17 protein-coding genes are annotated in these 18,594 nt (G+C 64.5%); 11 read left to right on the forward strand and 6 right to left on the reverse strand.

Annotation, left to right across the window (positions count from 1 at the left end):
- Positions 1-125: 125 nt before the first annotated feature.
- The 4 genes from OKA11_RS10295 (at position 126) to OKA11_RS10310 (ending at position 3,604) form a co-directional block, all read left to right on the forward strand.
- The gene (locus OKA11_RS10295; protein WP_267220104.1) at positions 126-653 is read left to right on the forward strand and encodes a TPM domain-containing protein; all 528 of its coding nucleotides are present in this window, start codon (positions 126-128) and stop codon (positions 651-653) included.
- Between the two features lie 257 nt (positions 654-910).
- Positions 911-1,138, forward strand: a complete 228-nt coding sequence (locus OKA11_RS10300) for a ParD-like family protein (protein ID WP_267220105.1) — start codon at positions 911-913, stop codon at positions 1,136-1,138.
- 1 nt (position 1,139) lies between these two features.
- Positions 1,140-1,907: a type I methionyl aminopeptidase gene (map, locus tag OKA11_RS10305; RefSeq protein WP_267220106.1), complete on the forward strand. Its 768-nt coding sequence runs from the start codon at positions 1,140-1,142 to the stop codon at positions 1,905-1,907.
- A gap of 167 nt (positions 1,908-2,074) precedes the next feature.
- Positions 2,075-3,604: a hypothetical protein gene (locus tag OKA11_RS10310; RefSeq protein ID WP_267220107.1), complete on the forward strand. Its 1,530-nt coding sequence runs from the start codon at positions 2,075-2,077 to the stop codon at positions 3,602-3,604.
- A 160-nt stretch (positions 3,605-3,764) separates the two neighbouring features.
- Here OKA11_RS10310 and OKA11_RS10315 read toward each other — a convergent pair whose 3' ends face one another.
- A complete protein-coding gene (locus OKA11_RS10315; protein ID WP_267220108.1) occupies positions 3,765-4,457 on the reverse strand; it encodes a hypothetical protein in 693 nt (230 codons plus the stop codon).
- An 81-nt stretch (positions 4,458-4,538) separates the two neighbouring features.
- Positions 4,539-4,841, reverse strand: coding sequence for a hypothetical protein (locus OKA11_RS10320; RefSeq protein ID WP_142634187.1), 303 nt, complete (start codon positions 4,839-4,841; stop codon positions 4,539-4,541).
- 296 nt (positions 4,842-5,137) lie between these two features.
- Between OKA11_RS10320 and OKA11_RS10325 the strand changes: the two genes are divergently transcribed.
- The 6 genes from OKA11_RS10325 (at position 5,138) to OKA11_RS10350 (ending at position 12,803) form a co-directional block, all read left to right on the forward strand.
- Entirely contained in the window at positions 5,138-6,874 is a 1,737-nt protein-coding gene (locus OKA11_RS10325) for a class I adenylate-forming enzyme family protein (RefSeq protein WP_267220109.1), read from the forward strand.
- A gap of 69 nt (positions 6,875-6,943) precedes the next feature.
- Complete coding sequence (locus tag OKA11_RS10330; RefSeq protein WP_267220110.1) at positions 6,944-7,942, forward strand: thiamine pyrophosphate-dependent dehydrogenase E1 component subunit alpha; 999 nt, start codon at positions 6,944-6,946, stop codon at positions 7,940-7,942.
- Positions 7,939-8,961 carry an alpha-ketoacid dehydrogenase subunit beta gene (locus OKA11_RS10335; protein ID WP_267220111.1) on the forward strand — a complete coding sequence of 341 codons (1,023 nt, stop codon included), beginning with the start codon at positions 7,939-7,941 and terminating at the stop codon, positions 8,959-8,961. The genes OKA11_RS10330 and OKA11_RS10335 overlap by 4 nt, the downstream gene beginning before the upstream one ends.
- A 261-nt stretch (positions 8,962-9,222) precedes the next feature.
- Positions 9,223-11,451: a catalase/peroxidase HPI gene (gene katG / locus OKA11_RS10340; protein ID WP_267220112.1), complete on the forward strand. Its 2,229-nt coding sequence runs from the start codon at positions 9,223-9,225 to the stop codon at positions 11,449-11,451.
- Positions 11,452-11,552: 101 nt separating this feature from the next.
- Entirely contained in the window at positions 11,553-11,930 is a 378-nt protein-coding gene (locus tag OKA11_RS10345; protein WP_323748314.1) for a c-type cytochrome, read from the forward strand.
- A gap of 75 nt (positions 11,931-12,005) precedes the next feature.
- Positions 12,006-12,803, forward strand: a complete 798-nt coding sequence (locus OKA11_RS10350) for a TonB family protein (protein ID WP_267220113.1) — start codon at positions 12,006-12,008, stop codon at positions 12,801-12,803.
- A 6-nt stretch (positions 12,804-12,809) separates the two neighbouring features.
- On the opposite strand, the gene OKA11_RS10355 is transcribed toward OKA11_RS10350, so the two are convergent.
- The 4 genes from OKA11_RS10355 to OKA11_RS10370 form a co-directional block, all read right to left on the reverse strand.
- Positions 12,810-13,754, reverse strand: coding sequence for a cation diffusion facilitator family transporter (locus OKA11_RS10355; RefSeq protein WP_267220114.1), 945 nt, complete (start codon positions 13,752-13,754; stop codon positions 12,810-12,812).
- A gap of 196 nt (positions 13,755-13,950) precedes the next feature.
- Entirely contained in the window at positions 13,951-14,952 is a 1,002-nt protein-coding gene (locus OKA11_RS10360) for an acyl-CoA dehydrogenase family protein (protein WP_267220115.1), read from the reverse strand.
- Positions 14,949-16,124: an acyl-CoA dehydrogenase family protein gene (locus tag OKA11_RS10365; protein ID WP_267220116.1), complete on the reverse strand. Its 1,176-nt coding sequence runs from the start codon at positions 16,122-16,124 to the stop codon at positions 14,949-14,951. Before OKA11_RS10365 ends, OKA11_RS10360 begins: the two co-directional genes overlap by 4 nt.
- 87 nt (positions 16,125-16,211) lie before the next feature.
- Positions 16,212-16,526: a Rieske (2Fe-2S) protein gene (locus OKA11_RS10370; protein ID WP_267220253.1), complete on the reverse strand. Its 315-nt coding sequence runs from the start codon at positions 16,524-16,526 to the stop codon at positions 16,212-16,214.
- Between the two features lie 176 nt (positions 16,527-16,702).
- Here OKA11_RS10370 and OKA11_RS10375 point away from each other — a divergent pair, with 176 nt between their 5' ends.
- Positions 16,703-18,487: an FAD-dependent oxidoreductase gene (locus OKA11_RS10375; protein WP_267220117.1), complete on the forward strand. Its 1,785-nt coding sequence runs from the start codon at positions 16,703-16,705 to the stop codon at positions 18,485-18,487.
- The last annotated feature ends 107 nt before the right edge of the window (positions 18,488-18,594 follow it).

Here is an 18,594-nt window from a genome sequence, read left to right on the forward strand (position 1 = left end):
ACACGTCGGTTGACACTGTTGACACGGTCCAGAACAAAAATTGTCAACCTAGGGCGCGTGGACAAAGTCGAGCGGCCGCTTACGCCCCATTGCCGCCGTTTCTCAGAGGTGTCAGATTTGCTCCCATGAAGCTTTTTCTCCCGCTGCTGATGGCACTCGCGGCCTCCTGCTCGAACGGACAATCCGCAAAGCAGATGGACCCGAGCCAATCGGAGCAGTCTTCTGCTTTAATCGAAGCGGCGATACCGCTTGGTGGTCGCGTCACCGATGCGGCCAACATCATCAGTGCCAAGCAGGAAGCGGCGCTCGCCGATCGATTGGCCCTGCTAGAAAAATCGACCAGCCATCAAATGGTTGTCGTCACTGTTAATTCATTGGGCGGACAAGATGTTGCCGACTTCACCCGAAATTTAGCCAACGCATGGGGGATCGGCCGCAAGGGTCACCACGATGGTGTCGTGGTACTTGTTGCTCCTAACGAGCGCAAAGTGAGGATTGCTGTCGGCTACGGCTTGGAACGAACGTTGCCCGATCCTCTCTGCAAAACGATAATCGAGCAGAACATGCTTCCACGTTTCAAAGAAGCCAATTTTTATGAAGGGATCGAGGCAGGAGTGGATGCCTTGATCGAGGGTCTGAAGCGGACCGGGTAATCGTCCGCTTTCCACCCGACTCGGTCGCACCGCTCCCCCTGAATGCGTCCACGCCGCCTGGGCCGTGAAGGTGTAAACTTGCGCGAAATCCGGGGTGAGGCTGGAGCCGGGCCATTCATGCAAGTTACTGCGGGTTGCGCCCGGTAGGAAAACGCTTGGCGCTCGAACCTGCCTGCCGGGAGACCGCAACCGCTGCTTGACCTGTTTGTATACGGTTCATATACGAAGCGTATGTTTTCTATGCTTGAGGCCCGCTGATGGGCATCGTCAAAATTGCCGACGACCTTCACGAGGAAGTCCGCCGTGCCAGCGCCGTGATGTGCCGTTCGATCAACGCACAGGCCGAATTCTGGATGAAGGTCGGCATGCTGGCCGAAGCCAATCCCACGCTCTCCTTCACCGAGATCGTCCAGCGCGAACTTGCCGCCGCGCAGGTTCATCTGCCCGTTGGCGGCTACGACGCCGGGTCCGAGGCGGCGGCCTGACATGGTCAAGACCCCGGACGAACTCGCGCTGATGCGCATTTCCGGCCAGTTGCTGGCCCGCGTGTTCGAGATGCTCGACGGGCAGGACCTGGCCGGGCTTTCGACGATGGCGGTCAACGACATGGTCGAGCGCTTCATCACCGTCGACCTTGCCTCGCGCCCGGCCAGCAAGGGGCAGTACGGGTTCAAGTACGTGCTCAACTGCTCGATCAATCACGTGGTCTGCCACGGCGTGCCCAGCGATGATGAGATCATTCGCGGCGGTGACATCATCAATCTCGACATCACGTTGGAAAAGAACGGTTTCATTGCCGATTCCAGCAAGACCTACATTGTCGGCAGGGTGCCGCCCGCCACGCAGAAACTGGTGAAAGTGGCACAGGAAGCGATGTGGCAGGGCATTCGCCAGGTCCGCCCCGGTGCAACGCTGGGGGACGTCGGTTTTGCCATCGAGCAACATGCCATGCGCAACGGCTATTCGGTCGTGCGGGAATATTGCGGCCACGGCATCGGCCGCGAGATGCACGAGGAGCCGCAGGTGCTCAACTTCGGCCGGCGCGGCAAGGGACTGAAGCTGCGCGAGGGCATGGTCTTCACGATCGAGCCGATGGTCAACCAGGGCAGCCGCAAGGTCTCGACCGAGGACGATGGCTGGACGGTGGTGACCGATGACGGCAAGCTCTCGGCCCAATTCGAACATACCGTGGCGGTCACGAAGACCGGCGTGGAAGTACTGACCTTGCGGCGGGACGAAAAAGTCCCGGCCTGACGAATGCTGCATGGCGCCGGTTCCGGCGCCATTTTTGCCGTGGGCGTGATTTTCCGATTAACAATCGGAAATTACTTGCCAATCCCGCCTGCGATTGCGACATTTCGGCTCTTCGTGGTGTCGCTGTGCGGAAGCGGTCTGTCGGCGCACGCGGTGCGGGGACATGCATGCAGTGGAAAGTCTGGGTCGCCATCGTCGCGGCCTCGTTCTGGCCGGGTGCCGCACAGGCGGCATGGTTCGAGGCCTCCAGCGAACACTTCGTCATTTATGCGGACGATAGCGAGCGGGACATCACCCAGTTTGCCGAACAGCTGGAACGCTACCATTCCGGCATGGCGCGGGCATTGGGATCGCAGTTGTCGGTGCCCAGTCCCTCGAACCGGGTCACGATCTATGTCGTGAACAGCGAGCGCGAGGTGCGGAACATCTACGGCGAAGGTAGCCGCTACGTCGGCGGTTTCTATGTGCCACGGGCCGGTGGTTCGCTGGCGATCATCCCGCCGGTGCACAGTTCGACCGGCGAAGCGACGATCACGATGATCCCGCTCTTGCACGAATATGCCCACCATTTCCTGATCTCCACCAGTTCGACCGCGATGCCGCGGTGGCTGAGTGAAGGGGCTGCCGAATTCTTTGCGACAAGCCGGTTCGACAAGGACGGGTCGCTATGGCTCGGCAGGGCGGCGCAGCATCGTGCCGGAGAGCTGTTCTTCGCCGCGGATGTCAGTGCCGGCGATCTTCTCGATCCGAAGCAATACGAGAGGAAAAAGCATGGTGGCTATGACGCCTTTTACGGCAGGAGCTGGCTGCTTTACCATTACCTTTCGTTCGATGCCGCCCGCCGGGGACAGCTCTCTCGCTACCTTGACCTGTTGCGCGCCGGAGCGGGACAGCGCGAAGCCGCCGAGAAGGCCTTCGGCGACCTGCAAAGGCTGGATCGGGACATCGATCTCTATCTCAAGAAAGGCCGGATGACCGCATTGCAGTTCCCTGCGAATTCCTTGCATGTCGGGACAATAACGGTGCGGGCGCTGGGCGCGGGCGAAGCGGCCATCCTGCCGGTGCAAATCCGCTCGAAGCGCGGGATCAGCACCGAGGATGCACCGGCCCTGCTGACCGAAGCCAAGGCGATAGCGGCGCGGTTTCCCGGCGACCCGGCGGCGCTGTCGGCGCTCGCCGAAGCCGCGTACGATGCCGGTGACGACAAGGCGGCGATCGCGGCGGCCGACGCGGCGATCGCCCTCGATCCCAGGCAGGTCAACGCTTACGTCCAGAAAGGCTATGCGATGTTCCGCATCGCACAGGGCGCACAGGACAGGCCGGCGGCATTCAAGGCTGCAAGGGTGCCGTTCGTTGCGCTCAATCACCTCGAAAACGATCATCCGCTGCCGCTTGTCTACTATTACCGCAGCTTTCTCGAGCAGGGGATGAAACCGCCGGCTCTGGCGGTGCAGGGCCTGATCCGGGCCGTCGAACTGGCGCCGTTCGACCAGGGGCTGCGGATGGATCTTGGTTATGCCTTTTTGCGACTGGGGCGATCGGAGGAGGCGCGCGATGTCCTGATGCTGGTCGCGAACGATCCGCATGGCGGTGAGCTCAGCGAGAAGGCGCGCGGCCTGATCGCGCATATCGAGGCCGATTCGAAGTGGGACGGGCAGGAGGGTGCTTCAGCCGCCTCCGCAAGCTCGGGGGGCTAGGCGGCTTTGGCAAACTCCACATTGCCACGGTTGCCTTGCAAGCCGCGCCAGCAAGAGAGGGGCTCTTTCAAGGCGAAGCAACGCTGCTGGCGCAGCTTGCAGCGCAATCTCTACGGGGCTTGAGGCAAAAGCCGCCCTTTCGACGTCGGCTCGCCGTCCGCTATTGCGATGCGGCGTGTACGCGAAGGCGCGGGAACACGTCTTCGATCGGTTTGACGTCGGGCAGTACGTAGACGTAGCCGCCCTTCTTCCGGAACAGCGGCGCGACGCCCTTGCCGTAAAAGGCTTGGGGCACGTTTATGCAGCCGAAGGTGATCCGGTTGTCCTCGATGGAGCGCGACAGCAGGCGGGCCTTGCGGTTTTCCTTGTTCCCTACCGGGATCGTGTGGAGAGCGACCGACGTCGCGTAGTCGACCCAGAGCACCTTCTGGTTGCCCGCGGCGATACCGAACTTTGCCAGAAACCGGCCTGCGGGCGTGGTCTTTTCGGCGGGACCGATCTCGGAGAGCGACTTGGCACCGATCCCCGGCGTGGCTTCGTCGCCGCGCATCTTGCCCAGCAGCACCGGCGCATCGGCCAGCGGCTTGCCCTTGGCGTTGAAGAGGTAGGCCCGAGCGGCGGGCTTGTCGATGATGATGTAGGGCAGGCCCTGGTTGTCGGCCGAGGAGGCGATCCAGGCGGCGACCCGTTCGGCGCCGGGCGAGCGTTGAGGGGCGGGAGGGGCGGGGGCGTGCTCGGGAGCGGCCTCGGCTGCAGGTTTCGGCTGGGTGCCGTGCGCCGGTACGTGCGGCCCTTTGGCGGGCGCGGCGCTTGCCAGGGCCATCGCGGCAAGGGCCAGGGGAACGCTGGTCATCGTCGGAAGTTACTCGCGGGAAATGGCCGGCGCCCATGATGGCGCCGACCCCTTGTCCTGGCGACGAACGCCGGGAAATCGTCAGTTGCGGGCGCGCTTGCGCTGGGCGGCGGCCTGCTGCTGTTCCACGCTGTCGACGCGGCCGTTGAGCTGGTCGATACGCTGTGCGTTCTGCTGGGCTTGGCCCGAAGCGGCCTGGCCTTCGGCCAGCGCTTGCTTGGCGGTGGCGTCGGTCTGCTGCAGGCGGGAATCCAGTCCGTCGATACGCTGGTTCACGGTGGCGATCTGATCGCGGACGAAGCCCTTGGTCGCACAGCCGCCCAGACCGACCGATCCGACCAGGACCACGGCAAGGGGGGCAAGTTTGGTGAGGTAAGGCGACATCGTTTTAGCTCCTGTATACTTATGTTGTCGAACGCCCCGAGATGCTCCAAGCCGAGCCGGAATTGGGGAACAATGTGTTTCTGGCCGGTCGTGCATCACCTCGGCTGAACGGACGGCAGTTGATTTGGTTGCCGAATTTGCGTTTGGGTGTTCCGATTTCCGCGCCGGATTGCCTCCACGGGCGCAGCGAAGTGACTGCCGCGACCTTGCGGTGACTGATCGCTTTCACCTTGCCCCATGCCGCTGCTACGCCTGCGGACAAGCGCCCCGGCGGGCGGATCGGGAGGATGTGAGGCATGGAGCAGGCTGGGCTGTCGCGGGTCGAAGGGCCGCCGCTTGCACAGGAACCGGGGCAGGGGGCGCACACCATCGGCGGCTACGTGCGCGAGGTTGCAGGGCGTTACGGTCCGCGCGAGGCGGTGGTGCTGCGCAAGGGCGAGCAGCGGACCGCGTGGACTTATGACGATTTGCTGGCCCGCTCGATGGAAGTGGCGCGGGCTCTGGTTGCCTGCGGCATTGGCAAGGGCGAGCCGATCGGCATCCTGATGACCAACCGGCCAGAGTTCCTTTCAAGCCTGTTCGGGGCAGCTCTGGCCGGGGCAGTGCCGGTGGCGCTCAGCACGTTCTCGACGCCGCAGGAACTGGGACACATGTTGCGGGCCTCGAACGTTTCCCTCCTGCTTTACGAGGCGCGGGTGCTGAAGAAGGACTTCGGCGCGATGCTGCGTGAACTCGAACCGGGGATCGCTTCTGCCCGGCGCGGGGCTTTGTCCTCGGTCAGCTTTCCCTATCTTCGGTGGCTGGTTGCCCTGGGGGGGGCTCCGGGAGAGGCGGAACCGTTCGCGGTCGAGGCGGGCGGCGCGGTGGAGACCTGGGACGAGTTTCTGGCGCACGGCGAGGAGGTGCCGGACGAACTCGTGCTGGCGCGGGCCGACGCGGTGCACCCGGCGGACCCGGGCGGCGTGTTCTTTTCGTCGGGCACGACCAGCCAGCCCAAGGGCGTCGTCCATTCACAGCGCGCCTTCACGGTGCAGTGGTGGCGCTGGCCAAGGCTCTTCGCGATGCGCGAGCCGGTGCGCAGTTGGACCGGCAACGGCTTTTTCTGGTCGGGCAATGTCTCGATGGTGGTCGGCACCGCGCTGTCGACGGGCGGGACGGTCGTGCTCCAGCGCACCTTCGAGGCCGACGAGGCGCTGGAACTCGCCGAGCGCGAGCGGGTGACATTCCTCAACGGCCGTCCGCACCAGTGGGCCCGGCTAGAGGCTTCGCCGAGGTGGGCAGGGGCGGATCTTTCCAGCGTGAAATACGTGCCGCGCGGCGAACGGATCTGGCAGCACCCCACCGTCTCCACGCAGTGGGAAGTGCCGATGTCGTTCGGCTGCACGGAGACGATGACGATCTGCACCTCCTTCGTCGCCGACGATGCTGACGGCCGGGTGGAAGGCTCGTTCGGGACGCCATTGCCGGGGAACACCCTAAAGATCGTAGAGCCGATATCGGGCCGACCGGTCCCGGTCGGGGCGGTCGGGGAGATGTGCATCAAGGGGCCGACGCTGATGTCCGGTTACCTCGGGAAAGCGCCGGAGGAGTGCTTCGATGCGGAAGGTTTCTTCCGCACCGGGGATGCCGGGCGGGTCGACGAGACAGGGCGCTTCTTCTGGGAAGGGCGCATGACGGAGATGATCAAGACCGGCGGCGCCAATGTCGCGCCGATCGAGGTTGACGAGGTGATCGCCCGGATTCCGGGGGTGAAACGCAGCCAGACGGTGGGAGTGGCGGACGATCTTCTGGGCGAAATGGTAGTCGCCTGCATTGTCCCGTCGCATGGGGCGGAACTGGACGAGGCGGCGGTGATCGCCGCCTGCAAGGAACACATCGCCAGCTTCAAGGTGCCGCGGCGCGTGCTGTTCTTTCGTGACGAGGATTTTGCCCTCACCGGAAGCGAAAAGGTGAAGTCAAGCGAAGTTCGCAAGCTCGCCCGGGCGCGGCTGGAAGCGGATAACGCCGAGGCGGTTCGGCCCGGTATTGCGTGAGGTTCCCCTTGGCGTACTGAACTGGGGTTCAGCCAGCCCCGAACAATCGGGCTGATCGAGAGAGGACCTATGAGCGAAATACTGGAGAACCGGGCCACCCCGGACGCCAAGACCCAGCTCGACATCTATCGCCGGATGATCCGGATCGAGCGCAACGACGACGCCACCCGCACCCAGATCCGTCGCGGCCGCATCACCGCGCCCTATTACTCGGCGCGCGGGCAGGAATGCATTCCCTCGGCCATCTCGGTGCTGCTGAACGACGACGACAAGATCTGCACGATCTATCGCGGCATCCACGACATGGTCGCCAAGGACATGCCGCTGCGCCCGCTCTGGGCAGAGATCTGCGGCCGTGTCGACGGCACCTGCAAGGGCAAGGGCGGGCCGATGCACCTCACTCACCCGGAAACCGGCGTGATGGTGACGACGGGCATCGTCGGTTCGTCCATGCCGATCGCCAACGGCTTCGGCTGGGCGGCGCTGCTGGACGGCACCAAGCAGGTTACGGTGGCCTATTTCGGTGACGGCGCCAGCAACATCGGCGCCTTCCACGAAGCGCTGAACCTGGCCTCCGTGTGGAAACTGCCGGTGATCTTCGTGTGCCAGAACAACGGCTTTGCCGAACACACCCGTTACGAGAACGGCACTTCGGTGGACCAGATCTCCAAGCGCGCGATCGGCTACGGCATGCCGGGCTACACGGTGGACGGCAACGATCCGGTCGACGTCTACGCCCACGCCCACGCCGCCATCGCGCGTGCGCGTGCAGGCGAGGGGCCGACGCTTCTCGAATGCAAGACCTTCCGCTTCATGGGCCATGTCTTCGGCGATGCCGACGGCTACATGACCAAGGAAGAGAAGGCCGAGGCAATGGCGAAGGATCCTCTGCCGATCTACCGTCAGAAGCTGATCGACGATGGCATCGCCACGGCCGAGGAACTCGATGCGCTGACCGCGAAGATCGAGGCCGAAGTGAACGACGCCATCGAATTCGCGATGGCCTGCGACTATCCGTCCGACGACGAACTGCGCCGCGACGTGTTTGCCGAGGAGATTCCGGCATGAGCACCGATACCCTTGACGCTCCGGTCGTCGAGACCGTGAAGATGAACGGCCTTCAGGCGATCAACGCCGCGCTGATGGAGGCGATGGAGGCCGATCCCAAGGTTCTCGTGCTGGGTGAGGACATCGCCGATAACGAAGGCGGCGGCGTTGTCGGCGTGACCCGCGGCCTTTCCACCAAGTTCGGCACGATGCGCGTGCGTTCCACGCCGATCTCGGAACAGGCGATCATCGGCGCGGCGATCGGCGCGGCCATGGGCGGCTACAAGCCCGTGGCCGAGATCATGCTGATGAACTTCACGACCGTGGCGATGGACATGATCGTGAACCACGCGGCCAAGCTGCGCTTCATGTCGGGCGGCCAGAGCCAGGTGCCGATGGTGATCCGCACGCTCACCGGCGCGGGCAACCAGACCGCCGGCCAGCACGCCGACTTCTACGAGGCATGGTTCTGCCACACTGCCGGTATCAAGGTGGTGATCCCCTGGACCCCGGCTGACTTCAAGGGTCTCTACCTCTCGGCCATTCAGGACCCGGATCCGGTCATCATCGTCGAAAGCGGCAAGACGCTGTTCGTGCCGATGGATGTGCCTGTCAATCAGGGCCCGATCCCGCTGGGCAAGGCCAACGTCGTGGCGCCCGGCAGCCAGATTACCATCGTGTCCTACGGCCAGATGATGTTTACCGTCATGCAGGCCTATGAGGAACTGACCAAGGCGGGGGTCTCGGTCGAAGTGATCGACTTGCGCACGATTTCTCCGTGGGACAAGGAAACCGTACTGGCCTCGGCAGAGAAGACCGGTCGCCTGCTGGTGGTCCACGAAGCTGGCCGCAACTTCGGCCCGGGTGCGGAAATCGCCGCGACCGTGCAGGAAACGCTGTTCGGCAAGTTGAAGGCTCCCGTCGGCCGCCTTGGCGCGCCGTACTGCTCGGTGCCGTTCGCCAAGAAGCTGGAAGATGCCTTCCTCGTGCAGCCGCCCGAGATCATTGCCGAGGCGCAGCGCCTCGTTGCGATGGGCTGAATCGGCGCACGAAATTGACTGCAAGGGAAAGGCCTCCGTAGCGATACGGAGGCCTTTTTCGTGCTGCACTGCGGCGCGGATTTCGGCGCTGCTGCAGGAGCGTGGGAGATACCCGTTGCTGTTGCAATGTGCATTTGTGGCAAAAGATTGCGTAATCGTGGCAGGCGATCACAATCATTAAATCGATCAGTTTTTTAGAAATTCCCTGCCCCGCTATCCGGGACCTCCAACAAGCGTTCGTTCCAACAGGAGGAGGACCCAATGTCCAGAACATCGACTTCGCTTTGCGCGCTGATGGCTGCCGTACTGCTGCCGCTCGCCGCCACGCCCGCCCATGCCGATGGAGCACCGGCGGCCGAGACCGCCAACACGAACAAGGACTGGTGGCCGGACCGGCTCGACCTTTCGCCGCTGCGCCAGAACGATCCCGCGTCCAACCCGTATGGTGCAGACTTCGATTACGCCAAGGAATTCGCCTCGCTCGACATCGCGGCGGTGAAGGCCGATATCCGCAAGGTGCTGACGACCTCGCAGCCCTGGTGGCCGGCGGACTATGGCCACTACGGCCCGTTCTTCATCCGCATGGCCTGGCACTCGGCAGGTACCTACCGCGTGGTCGACGGCCGCGGGGGCGGTGCGGGCGGCGAGCAGCGCTTCGATCCGCTCAACTCCTGGCCGGACAACGTCAGCCTCGACAAGGCGCGCCGGCTCGTCTGGCCGATCAAGCAGAAGTACGGCCGCAAGATCTCGTGGGGCGACCTTATGGTGCTGACGGGCAACGTCGCTCTGGAGGACATGGGCTTCAAGACCCTGGGTTTTGCGGGTGGCCGCATCGACAGCTGGGAGCCGGACACGGTATTCTGGGGGCCTGAGAAGAAGTGGCTGGGCGATGAGCGCCGCGATCCCAAGACCGGCCTGAAGGGCCCGCTGGCTGCCACGCAGATGGGCCTCATCTACGTCAATCCCGAAGGCCCCAACGGCAACCCCGATCCGCTTGCCGCGGCCGCCGACATCCGCCTCGCCTTCGGCCGCATGGCGATGGACGACGAGGAAACCGCTGCGCTGATCGCGGGTGGCCACACGTTCGGCAAGGCGCATGGCGCCCACAAGCCGGAAGAATGCCTTGGCGGCGATCCCTCGGCCGCACCGGTCGAGCAGCAGGGGCTTGGCTGGGCCAACAAGTGCGGCAAGGGCAATGCCGAGGACACCATCACCAGCGGCCTTGAAGGCGCATGGTCGGCGGACCCGATCCACTTCACCACGCAGTACCTCGACAATCTCTACGGTTTCGACTGGGTGAAGACCAAGAGCCCGGCCGGCGCCACGCAGTGGATTCCCAAGGACCCGGCCGCCGGGCAGCTCGTTCCCGACGCGCACCGTCCCGACGTCCGTCATGCACCCATCATGTTCACCACCGACATCGCGATGAAGGAAGACCCCGGCTTCCGCGCGATCACTACCCGTTGGCGCGAGAACCCCGAACTCTTCGCGCAGGCCTTTGCGCGGGCGTGGTTCAAGCTGACCCACCGCGTCATGGGGCCGTCGGCGCGCTACCTCGGCGCGGACCTGCCCAAGGTCAGCTTTGTCTGGCAGGACCCGCTGCCCAAGGCCACCTACACCGCGATCGATCAGGCCGACGCGGCCGCGCTGAAGGCGAAGATCCTCGCCACCGGCATTGCGCCGCGTGAACTGGTGAAGACGGCATGGGCGGCGGCGGCCACCTTCCGCGGCACCGACATGCGCGGCGGCGTCAACGGCGCGCGGCTGCGGCTCGATCCGGCCAAGGGCTGGGCGGTCAACGATCCTGCCGAACTGGCCAAGGTGCTGGCGAAGCTGGACGGCGTGCGCAAGGCCTTCAACGCCTCGGCTCCGGGCGGCAAAGCGGTCTCGCTGGCGGATCTGATCGTGCTGGGCGGCAACGCGGCGGTGGAACAGGCGGCAGCGAAGGCGGGCTACACCGTTGCCGTGCCGTTCACGCCGGGCCGTGTCGATGCCGCCCAGGCCGATACCGATCCCAAGTCCTACGACTACCTTCGCCCGCGTGCCGATGGCTTCCGCAACTATTACGGCGCGGATAGCGACCATTCGCCCGCCCAGATGCTGGTGGACAAGGCAAACCAGCTGGAACTGACGGTGCCGCAGATGGCGGTGCTGGTTGGCGGCATGCGTGCGCTCGATGCCAATACCGGCCATTCCGCGCAGGGCGTCCTCACCGCCAATCCGGGCACGCTGTCGAACGACTTCTTCGTCAACCTGCTCGACATGGGGACCAAGTGGCAGAAGTCGGACAAGGCGCCCGGCGTCTACGAGGGGTACGACCGCGTCAGCGGCAAGCTCAGGTGGACGGCGAGCCCGGTCGACCTCGTGTTCGGATCGAACTCGGAACTGCGTGCGGTTTCGGAAGCCTATGCCTCCGATGATGCAAAGCAGATGTTCGTCACCGACTTCGTGGCGGCATGGGGCAAGGTCATGAACCTCGACAGGTTCTGACAGGAGAAGGGCGGTGCCGGTGATCCGGTGCCGCCATCACTCTGGCATCGCGATAAAACCGGCGCTACAGGCGCCAACTATTTCTGTTGGAATGCTTTTTCGTGAAGATCTATCTTCTTGCCGCTGCTCCCGTTGCGGTGCTGGCTGCAGCATCGGTGGCGGGCTCCGGCTCAGCCCGGAGCGCGGCGCCCCGGCCCGCCATGTTCGCCACATGCGCGGCTTGCCATGCAACCGAGGTGGGCAAGACGTCCTACGGTCCCAACCTGCACGGCGTCGCCGGCCGCAAGGCCGCTGGCCAGCCCGGCTATGCCTATAGCCCCGCGCTCAAGGCATCGGGTCTCACCTGGGACCGCGCCACGCTCGACGCCTGGCTGACCGCGCCGCAGAAGAAAGTGCCGGGCACGAAAATGCCCTTCGCCGGTATCCAGGATCCTGCCAAGCGTAAGGAAGTGATCGATTATCTGATGACGCTGAAATAGCATTTGAAGCATGGGTGGTTCCAGTTGCGCCCCCTATTCGCAGACGACTAATGTCAGCGGCGAATAGGGGGAATCATGACTATCCTGACGGCCGTGCTTATAACTGCTGCTGCTGCTTCTGTTCCGCAGCCGATCGACAAGCCGGATTGGATCAGGAGTGCGGACTACCCGCCCTGGGACCGGGAGACGCTCGAGGGTGTCGTCGAGGTGAAGCTTTTGGTCGATGCCACCGGGATGACAACAGGATGCGGCGTCACCATTTCGTCCGGAAACGTCAAGCTGGATGAGTATACCTGTTCGTTGCTGATGAAGCGGGCCCGTTTCGAACCGGCGCGGGGGCTTCATGGAAAACGTGTGCCTGGAGAGGTCATTCAGGCCGTTCATTGGGAGGTCCAGCGAGACCAGATCGGAAATCAGGCGTCGATCGTTCGCTACAACGTGGAGCGGTCAGGCGAACTTTCGAACTGCACGGTCGAGAACCACGGCGCCGATAAAGAGGCTTTCTCGTGCAATGAACCTCTAGTGCACAGGATCACCGAGTTCGCACTCGGCCAGCCCCTTGAACGTTTTGACAGTGTTGGCCTGACCTTATTGGCCAGGGAGAACGGCGCTGTTTCAGAAGTGATATCGGTACCGCAGGAAATTGCACCTGCGGGAGCTGAGAAACATGTCCTTTCATCGGCCCTTGTCGAGACTGCGGCCAACGGCAAGGTTGTTCGCTGCGAAACGATCTCGAGTGGTGAAGGTACTGGAAAAGCGCTGGATATGTGCAGCGTCGGCGGCCCCTTTGAGCCCGTGACTCGCCAATTCACGGCGGATGGGCGCGAGCACAAGCTCATCGTCGAATTCAGTGTTTTTGGCGTTCCTCGCTGACCTGCATCACCACACCATCGCATCGCTGCGCTTTTCCGGGCGGATGTAGATCGAGGTGATCCACGGCGAGAGCGCCTTCATCCGGCGCTCGAGTTCCTCGATCAGCGTTTCGGCATCGCCCATCCTGAGGTCGTCGGCGAAGTCGGCGCTGATGGCGACAAAGATCGCCTGCGGGCTCGTGTGGATGGTGCGGATGTGGTTGACCGCGTCGATGCGCGGGTGGCCGTCCAGCACTTCGCGGATCTTGGCGATCAGTACCGGATCGGCCGCCTCGCCGATCAGCAGTTCCTTGGACTCGCGGGCGAGCAATATCGCGACGCCGGCCAGCACGCCGCCGATCAGCACCGAGGCGACGCCGTCGATGCGCGGGTCGGCGAAGTGGATCGAGGCCCAGACGCCGAGGGCCGCGATGATGAGGCCGATCAGCGCGGCGCTGTCCTCGAACAGGACGATGAAGCCGGGAGGATCCTTGCTGCGGTGAATCGCCTGCCACCAGGTCTGCTCGCCGCGCCCGGCGTTGAACTCGCGCACGGCGAGCGACCAGGATGCGCCTTCCATGACGAACGCGATGGCGAGGACGATGTAGTTGAGCGTCGGGTCGGCGATCGGGTGCGGGTCGGCGATGTGGACGATCCCCTCGTAGATCGACACGCCCGCGCCCACCGCAAAGATCAGGATGGCGACCACGAAGGCCCAGAAATAGAGTTCGCGGCCATAACCGAAGGGGTGGGTCGGGTCCGGCTTGCGACCCGCGCGCTTCTGGCCGTAGAGCAGGAGGATCTGGTTGCCGCTGTCCACCAGCGAGTGGACGCCCTCGGTCAGCATCGAGGAGGAACCGCTGATCGCGGCGGCCACGAACTTGGCCACGGCAATGCCGAGGTTGGCCGCCAGCGCGCCGTAGAGGACGATATTGGCCTTGAAGTGCGCGGCGACGCTGTCGGGCTGGTCCATCGGCGGGCCGGGTTCCTCGGTAGAGACTGAAATTCAGCCTGCGACTGTCTCCGGCCCGGTCCGTTTTCGCAAGTGTCTTAAATGCCTCATGGATTGATTTTGACATTGGACGGGCAACCAGCCCGCCCGGCAGCCGCTCTGGCCCGATATGGTCGCCATTCCGGTGCCTCGCAGGCGTGATTGATGGGGCCTGAGCCTAGGAGAGTGCCTCGCGGCCGACGCGCTCGTTCCACAGGTCGGCGTTGCCGCAAAGCTGGAGGTTCAGCAGGGCTCGCTTGAGGAAGAGATGGCAGGGATGCTCGTCCGTGAGGCCGATGCCGCCATGAAGTTGCACCATTTCCTCGGTCACGAAGCGGAAGGCCTCGGCGGCCAGCACTTTGGCGGCAGCGAGATCGGTGACGCCGGCGCTTTCATCCCGCACGCGCTTCCACAGCAGGGCTTCGGCGACGGTGATCTTCGTCTTCATGTCGGCGGCGCGGTGCTTGAGGGCCTGGAACAGCGCGATCGGACGGTCGAACTGGCGGCGGACCTTCATGTACTCGATCGTCATGTCGAGCGCGGCACTCGCCGCGCCGATGCAGTCTGCCGCAAGCGCCAGTTGCGCCTCGCCCGAAAGCTGGTCGTGCAAAGCCTTCGTGCCTGCCGGGTCGGTAAGCATGCGGCCGGGCGTGTATCCGTCCAGTATCACGTCGAACAGGCGGCGGCTGGGATCCCAGATCGCGCGCTCAACGATCGAGACGCCGGGCGCATCCAGCGGTACCAGCGCATAGCCGTTTGGCAGCTCAGCAATGATGGCGGCGGCCATGTCCGCCTCGAACACGCCGGAAATCGTCCCGGAAACGGTGCCGTCCGGGCGTGGCGTCAGCGCGGCTTCGAGCATTGGCAGCGGCGCATATTCCCCTGCGGCCAGTCTCTCCAGCCATTCCGCGCGTTCGGCAAAATCGTGGCTCGCGGCCATGGCCTGAAGGCCTAGCTGGGCCGGGATCAGGGGCATGGCGGAAAGGATGCGGCCCATTTCGAGGTGCAGCGCGGTCGAGGCTTCCCGCGTGAGGCCAAGGCCGCCGTCCGCTTCGGGAAGACGGACCATCAGCCAGCCCATCTCGGCGGCGAGCTGCCAGCTTTCGCCGCGTGCGGGCGAGAGCGTGTCGGCGGGGAAGGCCTTCTGCGCGGCGTCGGCGAGTTCGTTCCGTTCGATCACAGCACCCACCCCTTCGGCTCGCGCGGCATCTCCAGCATGCGCTCGGCGATGATATTGCGCTGCACTTCCTCGCTGCCGCCGGCGATCGTCCAGGCGTAGGAGTTCATGAAATCGGCCATCCAGTTGCCGGTATTGAGATCGCCGAAAGTGATCGGCGCGACGTATTGTTCGTCCATGCCGCCCAGCCGCAGGCCCAGCGCCGAATAGGCCCTCAGCGCGCGGCTGTAGGCATTCTTGACGATGGAGGCATCACCGATGCGCTCGATCCCGTTGATGCGGTTGTCGAGGAACTGGTCGGCAAGCGCGCAGACGGCGTCGACCTGCGTGACCAGTACGCCGAAATCGCGCAAGACGCCGCGGTCGTCTTCATGTCCGTGCTTGCGGATAAGCCCGGCGACGCGGCCGAGCGCGCCGCGCATGCGGTAGGACAGTTCCATCAGCGTCAGACCGCGCTCGGAGGCCAGCGTCGCCTGTGCCACGGCCCAGCCCATGCCTTCTTCGCCCACGCGCTCGGAGACCGGGATCTCCACGTTGTCGAGGAAGATTTCGGCGAATTCCTCGTCCCCCTGGATCTGGTGGATCGGGCGCACGGTGACGCCGGGAGCCTTCATGTCCATCAGCAGGTAGGTGATGCCCGCCTGTTTGGGACCGTCCGACGCGGTGCGTGCCAGCAGCAGGCACTTGTCCGCGAACTGGGCCATCGTCGACCAGACTTTCTGGCCATTGATGACGTAGACATCGCCTTTCCTTTCCGCCCGTGTCTTGATGGCGGCAAGGTCCGATCCGGCACCGGGCTCGGAAAAGCCCTGGCACCACGTCTCACCCTCGAGGATCCTGGGGAGATAGCGAGCCTTCTGCGCCGCATTGCCGCATTCGTGGAGCGTGGCGAAGGCGTGGTAGGTGGAGACGAACGAGAGCAGCAGGCGCGGGCAATCGGCGCGCGCCAGTTCCTCGTAGATCACCTTCTGCTCGGCCAGGCTGCGGCCGCCGCCGGGATACTCTGCAGGCCAGTGCGGGATGGCATAGCCCCCGCGCACGAGCTTGCCGAACCAGTCTCGCTGGGTGCGGACGAAGTCGTCCTGGGTGCGGCTGGCATCGCGCCAGTCGGCAGGCGCTTGCGCCTTGAGGAAGCTGCGGACGTCGCGCCGCAGGGCTTCTAGGTCGTGGGTCATGCCCTTGTCTGTGCCGATGGGGTGCCGGGGCGTCCAGATGGCGGCAGGTCGCTGCGGCGATATCGGGACACGGCCGCGGCAGGGCTTTCACACTTCCACTTCGATCATGCCGCCTTCAACCCGCACCGCATAGGTCTCGATCGACATCGTCGCCGGCGGGTTGAGCGGTGCGCCGGTTTCCAGGTCGAAGCGGGCGCCGTGCACGGGGCAGGAAATCCAGCCGCTGCGCATGCGTCCGCATTCCAGCGTCTCGAAGGCGTGGCTGCACAAGTTGCGCACCGCGAAGATGCGGTCCCTGGTGTTGCACAGGATCACGCTGATCCCGTTCACCTCCACGACAAGCTTGGCGCCCGGCGGCACATCTTCCAGCCTGGCGGCGGTAACGAAGGTCTTCTCGGTCATCATCTTCCCGGCTTCTCGCGAATCTTGGCTCTGGGACTGTCCGGTGTCGCAGCCACCGTGCAAGCACGCGGCGGGCACAAGCAGGACCAAGCAAGCCGCTGTACCGTGGCGGTCATTTCGTGGGCAAGCCGCCGACGCGATAACGTGATCCGAAAACATGTTTCGGGAGAGTTCAGGTGTCCGCGCTCGGAAATTGCGAAAATGGCGAGAGCTTCGATGTCGTGGTGGTGGGATCGGGCTCGGCAGGGGCAATGGCGGCGCTGCGCAGTGCCGATCTTGGCCTGAAAGTGCTGATCGTCGAGAAGGCGCACAAGTTCGGCGGCACTTCGGCCACTTCGGGCGGGGTCATGTGGATCCCCAACCACCGCCTGGACGGTGACCGGGGCGACAGCCGCGAGGCGGCTCTCGCCTATCTCGATGCCACTATCGGCGTGGCGGTGAACCGGGAGCGGCTCGAAGCCTTCGTGGACGAGGCGCCCAGGATGCTGCGTTTCCTGCAGTCCACCGGCGTACAGGTCGCGGCGGCGGCCTGGCCGGACTACTTTCCCGATCGCGGGGGCGCGCGGGCGGATCGCTCGGTGATCGTGCCGACGTTCGACGGGAGGCGACTTGGCGATGGGCGCTATGCGCTGATGCGCGAGCAGTACAACCGTTTCAAGCTGTTCGGCCGCTATGCGATGGACCTGACCGAGACCTTTACCCTGATGATGCAGTCGAAGGGCTGGCGGATGGTCGCGGGGCGGATGATCGGGCGCTACTGGCTGGACCGTCCGACACGCAAGGTCTCGCACCGCGACAAGCGCTTCACCCAGGGCGCCGCGCTGATGGGCGCGACTTACGAGCAGGTCTTTGCGCGCGGAGTCGAGCTTCGGCTGGAGACGGCGCTGGAAGGGCTGGCGGTGGACGAGGGAGGCCGTGTCACCGGAGTCGAGGTGTCCCGCTTCGGGCGCAGATACAGCGTGGCGGCGCGGCACGGGGTAGTGCTGGCGGCGGGCGGGTTCGAGTGGAACCAGGCGCTGCGGGACCGCTTCTATCCGGTGCCGGGGCTGACGCGCCATTCCTCCACGCCCGAGGACGGCAACCGGGGCGAGGCGCTGGTCGCGGCGGAAGCGGTCGGAGCTTCGACCGAGCACACGGAGCAGGGCTGGTGGATCCCGACGATGACGCTGCCGATGAAGGGGGCGTCGAACTTCCACGAGATCCATCAGGCCGCGTTCGACGTGGGACGTCCGTGGAGCGTGGTGGTCAACCGCAAGGGCCTTCGCTTCGTGGATGAGGCCTGCGGGTACGACCAATTCGGGCAGGCCATGGTGCGCGATCAGTTGGAAACCGGTGCGAACTGTCCGTGCTGGCTGATCTTCGATGCCAAGTTCCGCCGGAAATTCAGCGCTGGCGGCCTGATGCCCACAGTGCATACGCCCGAGCACAAGATCCCGGCGGACTGGTGGGACCACTACGTGTTCCGGGCCAGTACCATCGAGGACCTTTGCGCCAAGACACACCTGCCGGTTGAGGCCGTGCGTCAGACCATCGCCAACATGAACACTTACGCGAAGACCGGCGTCGATCCAGAGTTCGGGCGGGGCATGAACCCCTATGACCAGATGTTCGGCGATCCCTCTTCCAGGCCCAATCCGAACATCGGTCCGATCGACACGGCACCGTTCTATGCAGTGCCGATCAACAACGGCGATCTCGGCACCAAGGGCGGCCTGCGCTGCGACGCCCGGGCGCGGGTGCTGGATGGGGAGGGGAGGCCGATCGCCGGGCTCTATGCCGCAGGCAACAATTCGGGGACCCCGTTCGGCGACACCTACCCGGGGGCAGGGGCGACGATCGGTCCGGCGATGACCTTCGGGTTTGTCGCCGCCAATGACATTGCCGAACGGGCCGGAAACGGGCGGGTGGGGTCGGCGCTTGAACAAAGCGGGATTCCCGCCTTCGCGGAGATGACGAAGTAGGTTGGATTCGACGAAACTTCGACAAGCGAACCGAAAATCAGATGTGCCCACAAGGTACTCTCGCCATCCCCGCGACGGCGGGAACCCCGTTTCTTCTTCAAGCGGTG

This window comes from Novosphingobium clariflavum (assembly GCF_026420865.1).
GTDB lineage: Bacteria > Pseudomonadota > Alphaproteobacteria > Sphingomonadales > Sphingomonadaceae > Novosphingobium > Novosphingobium clariflavum.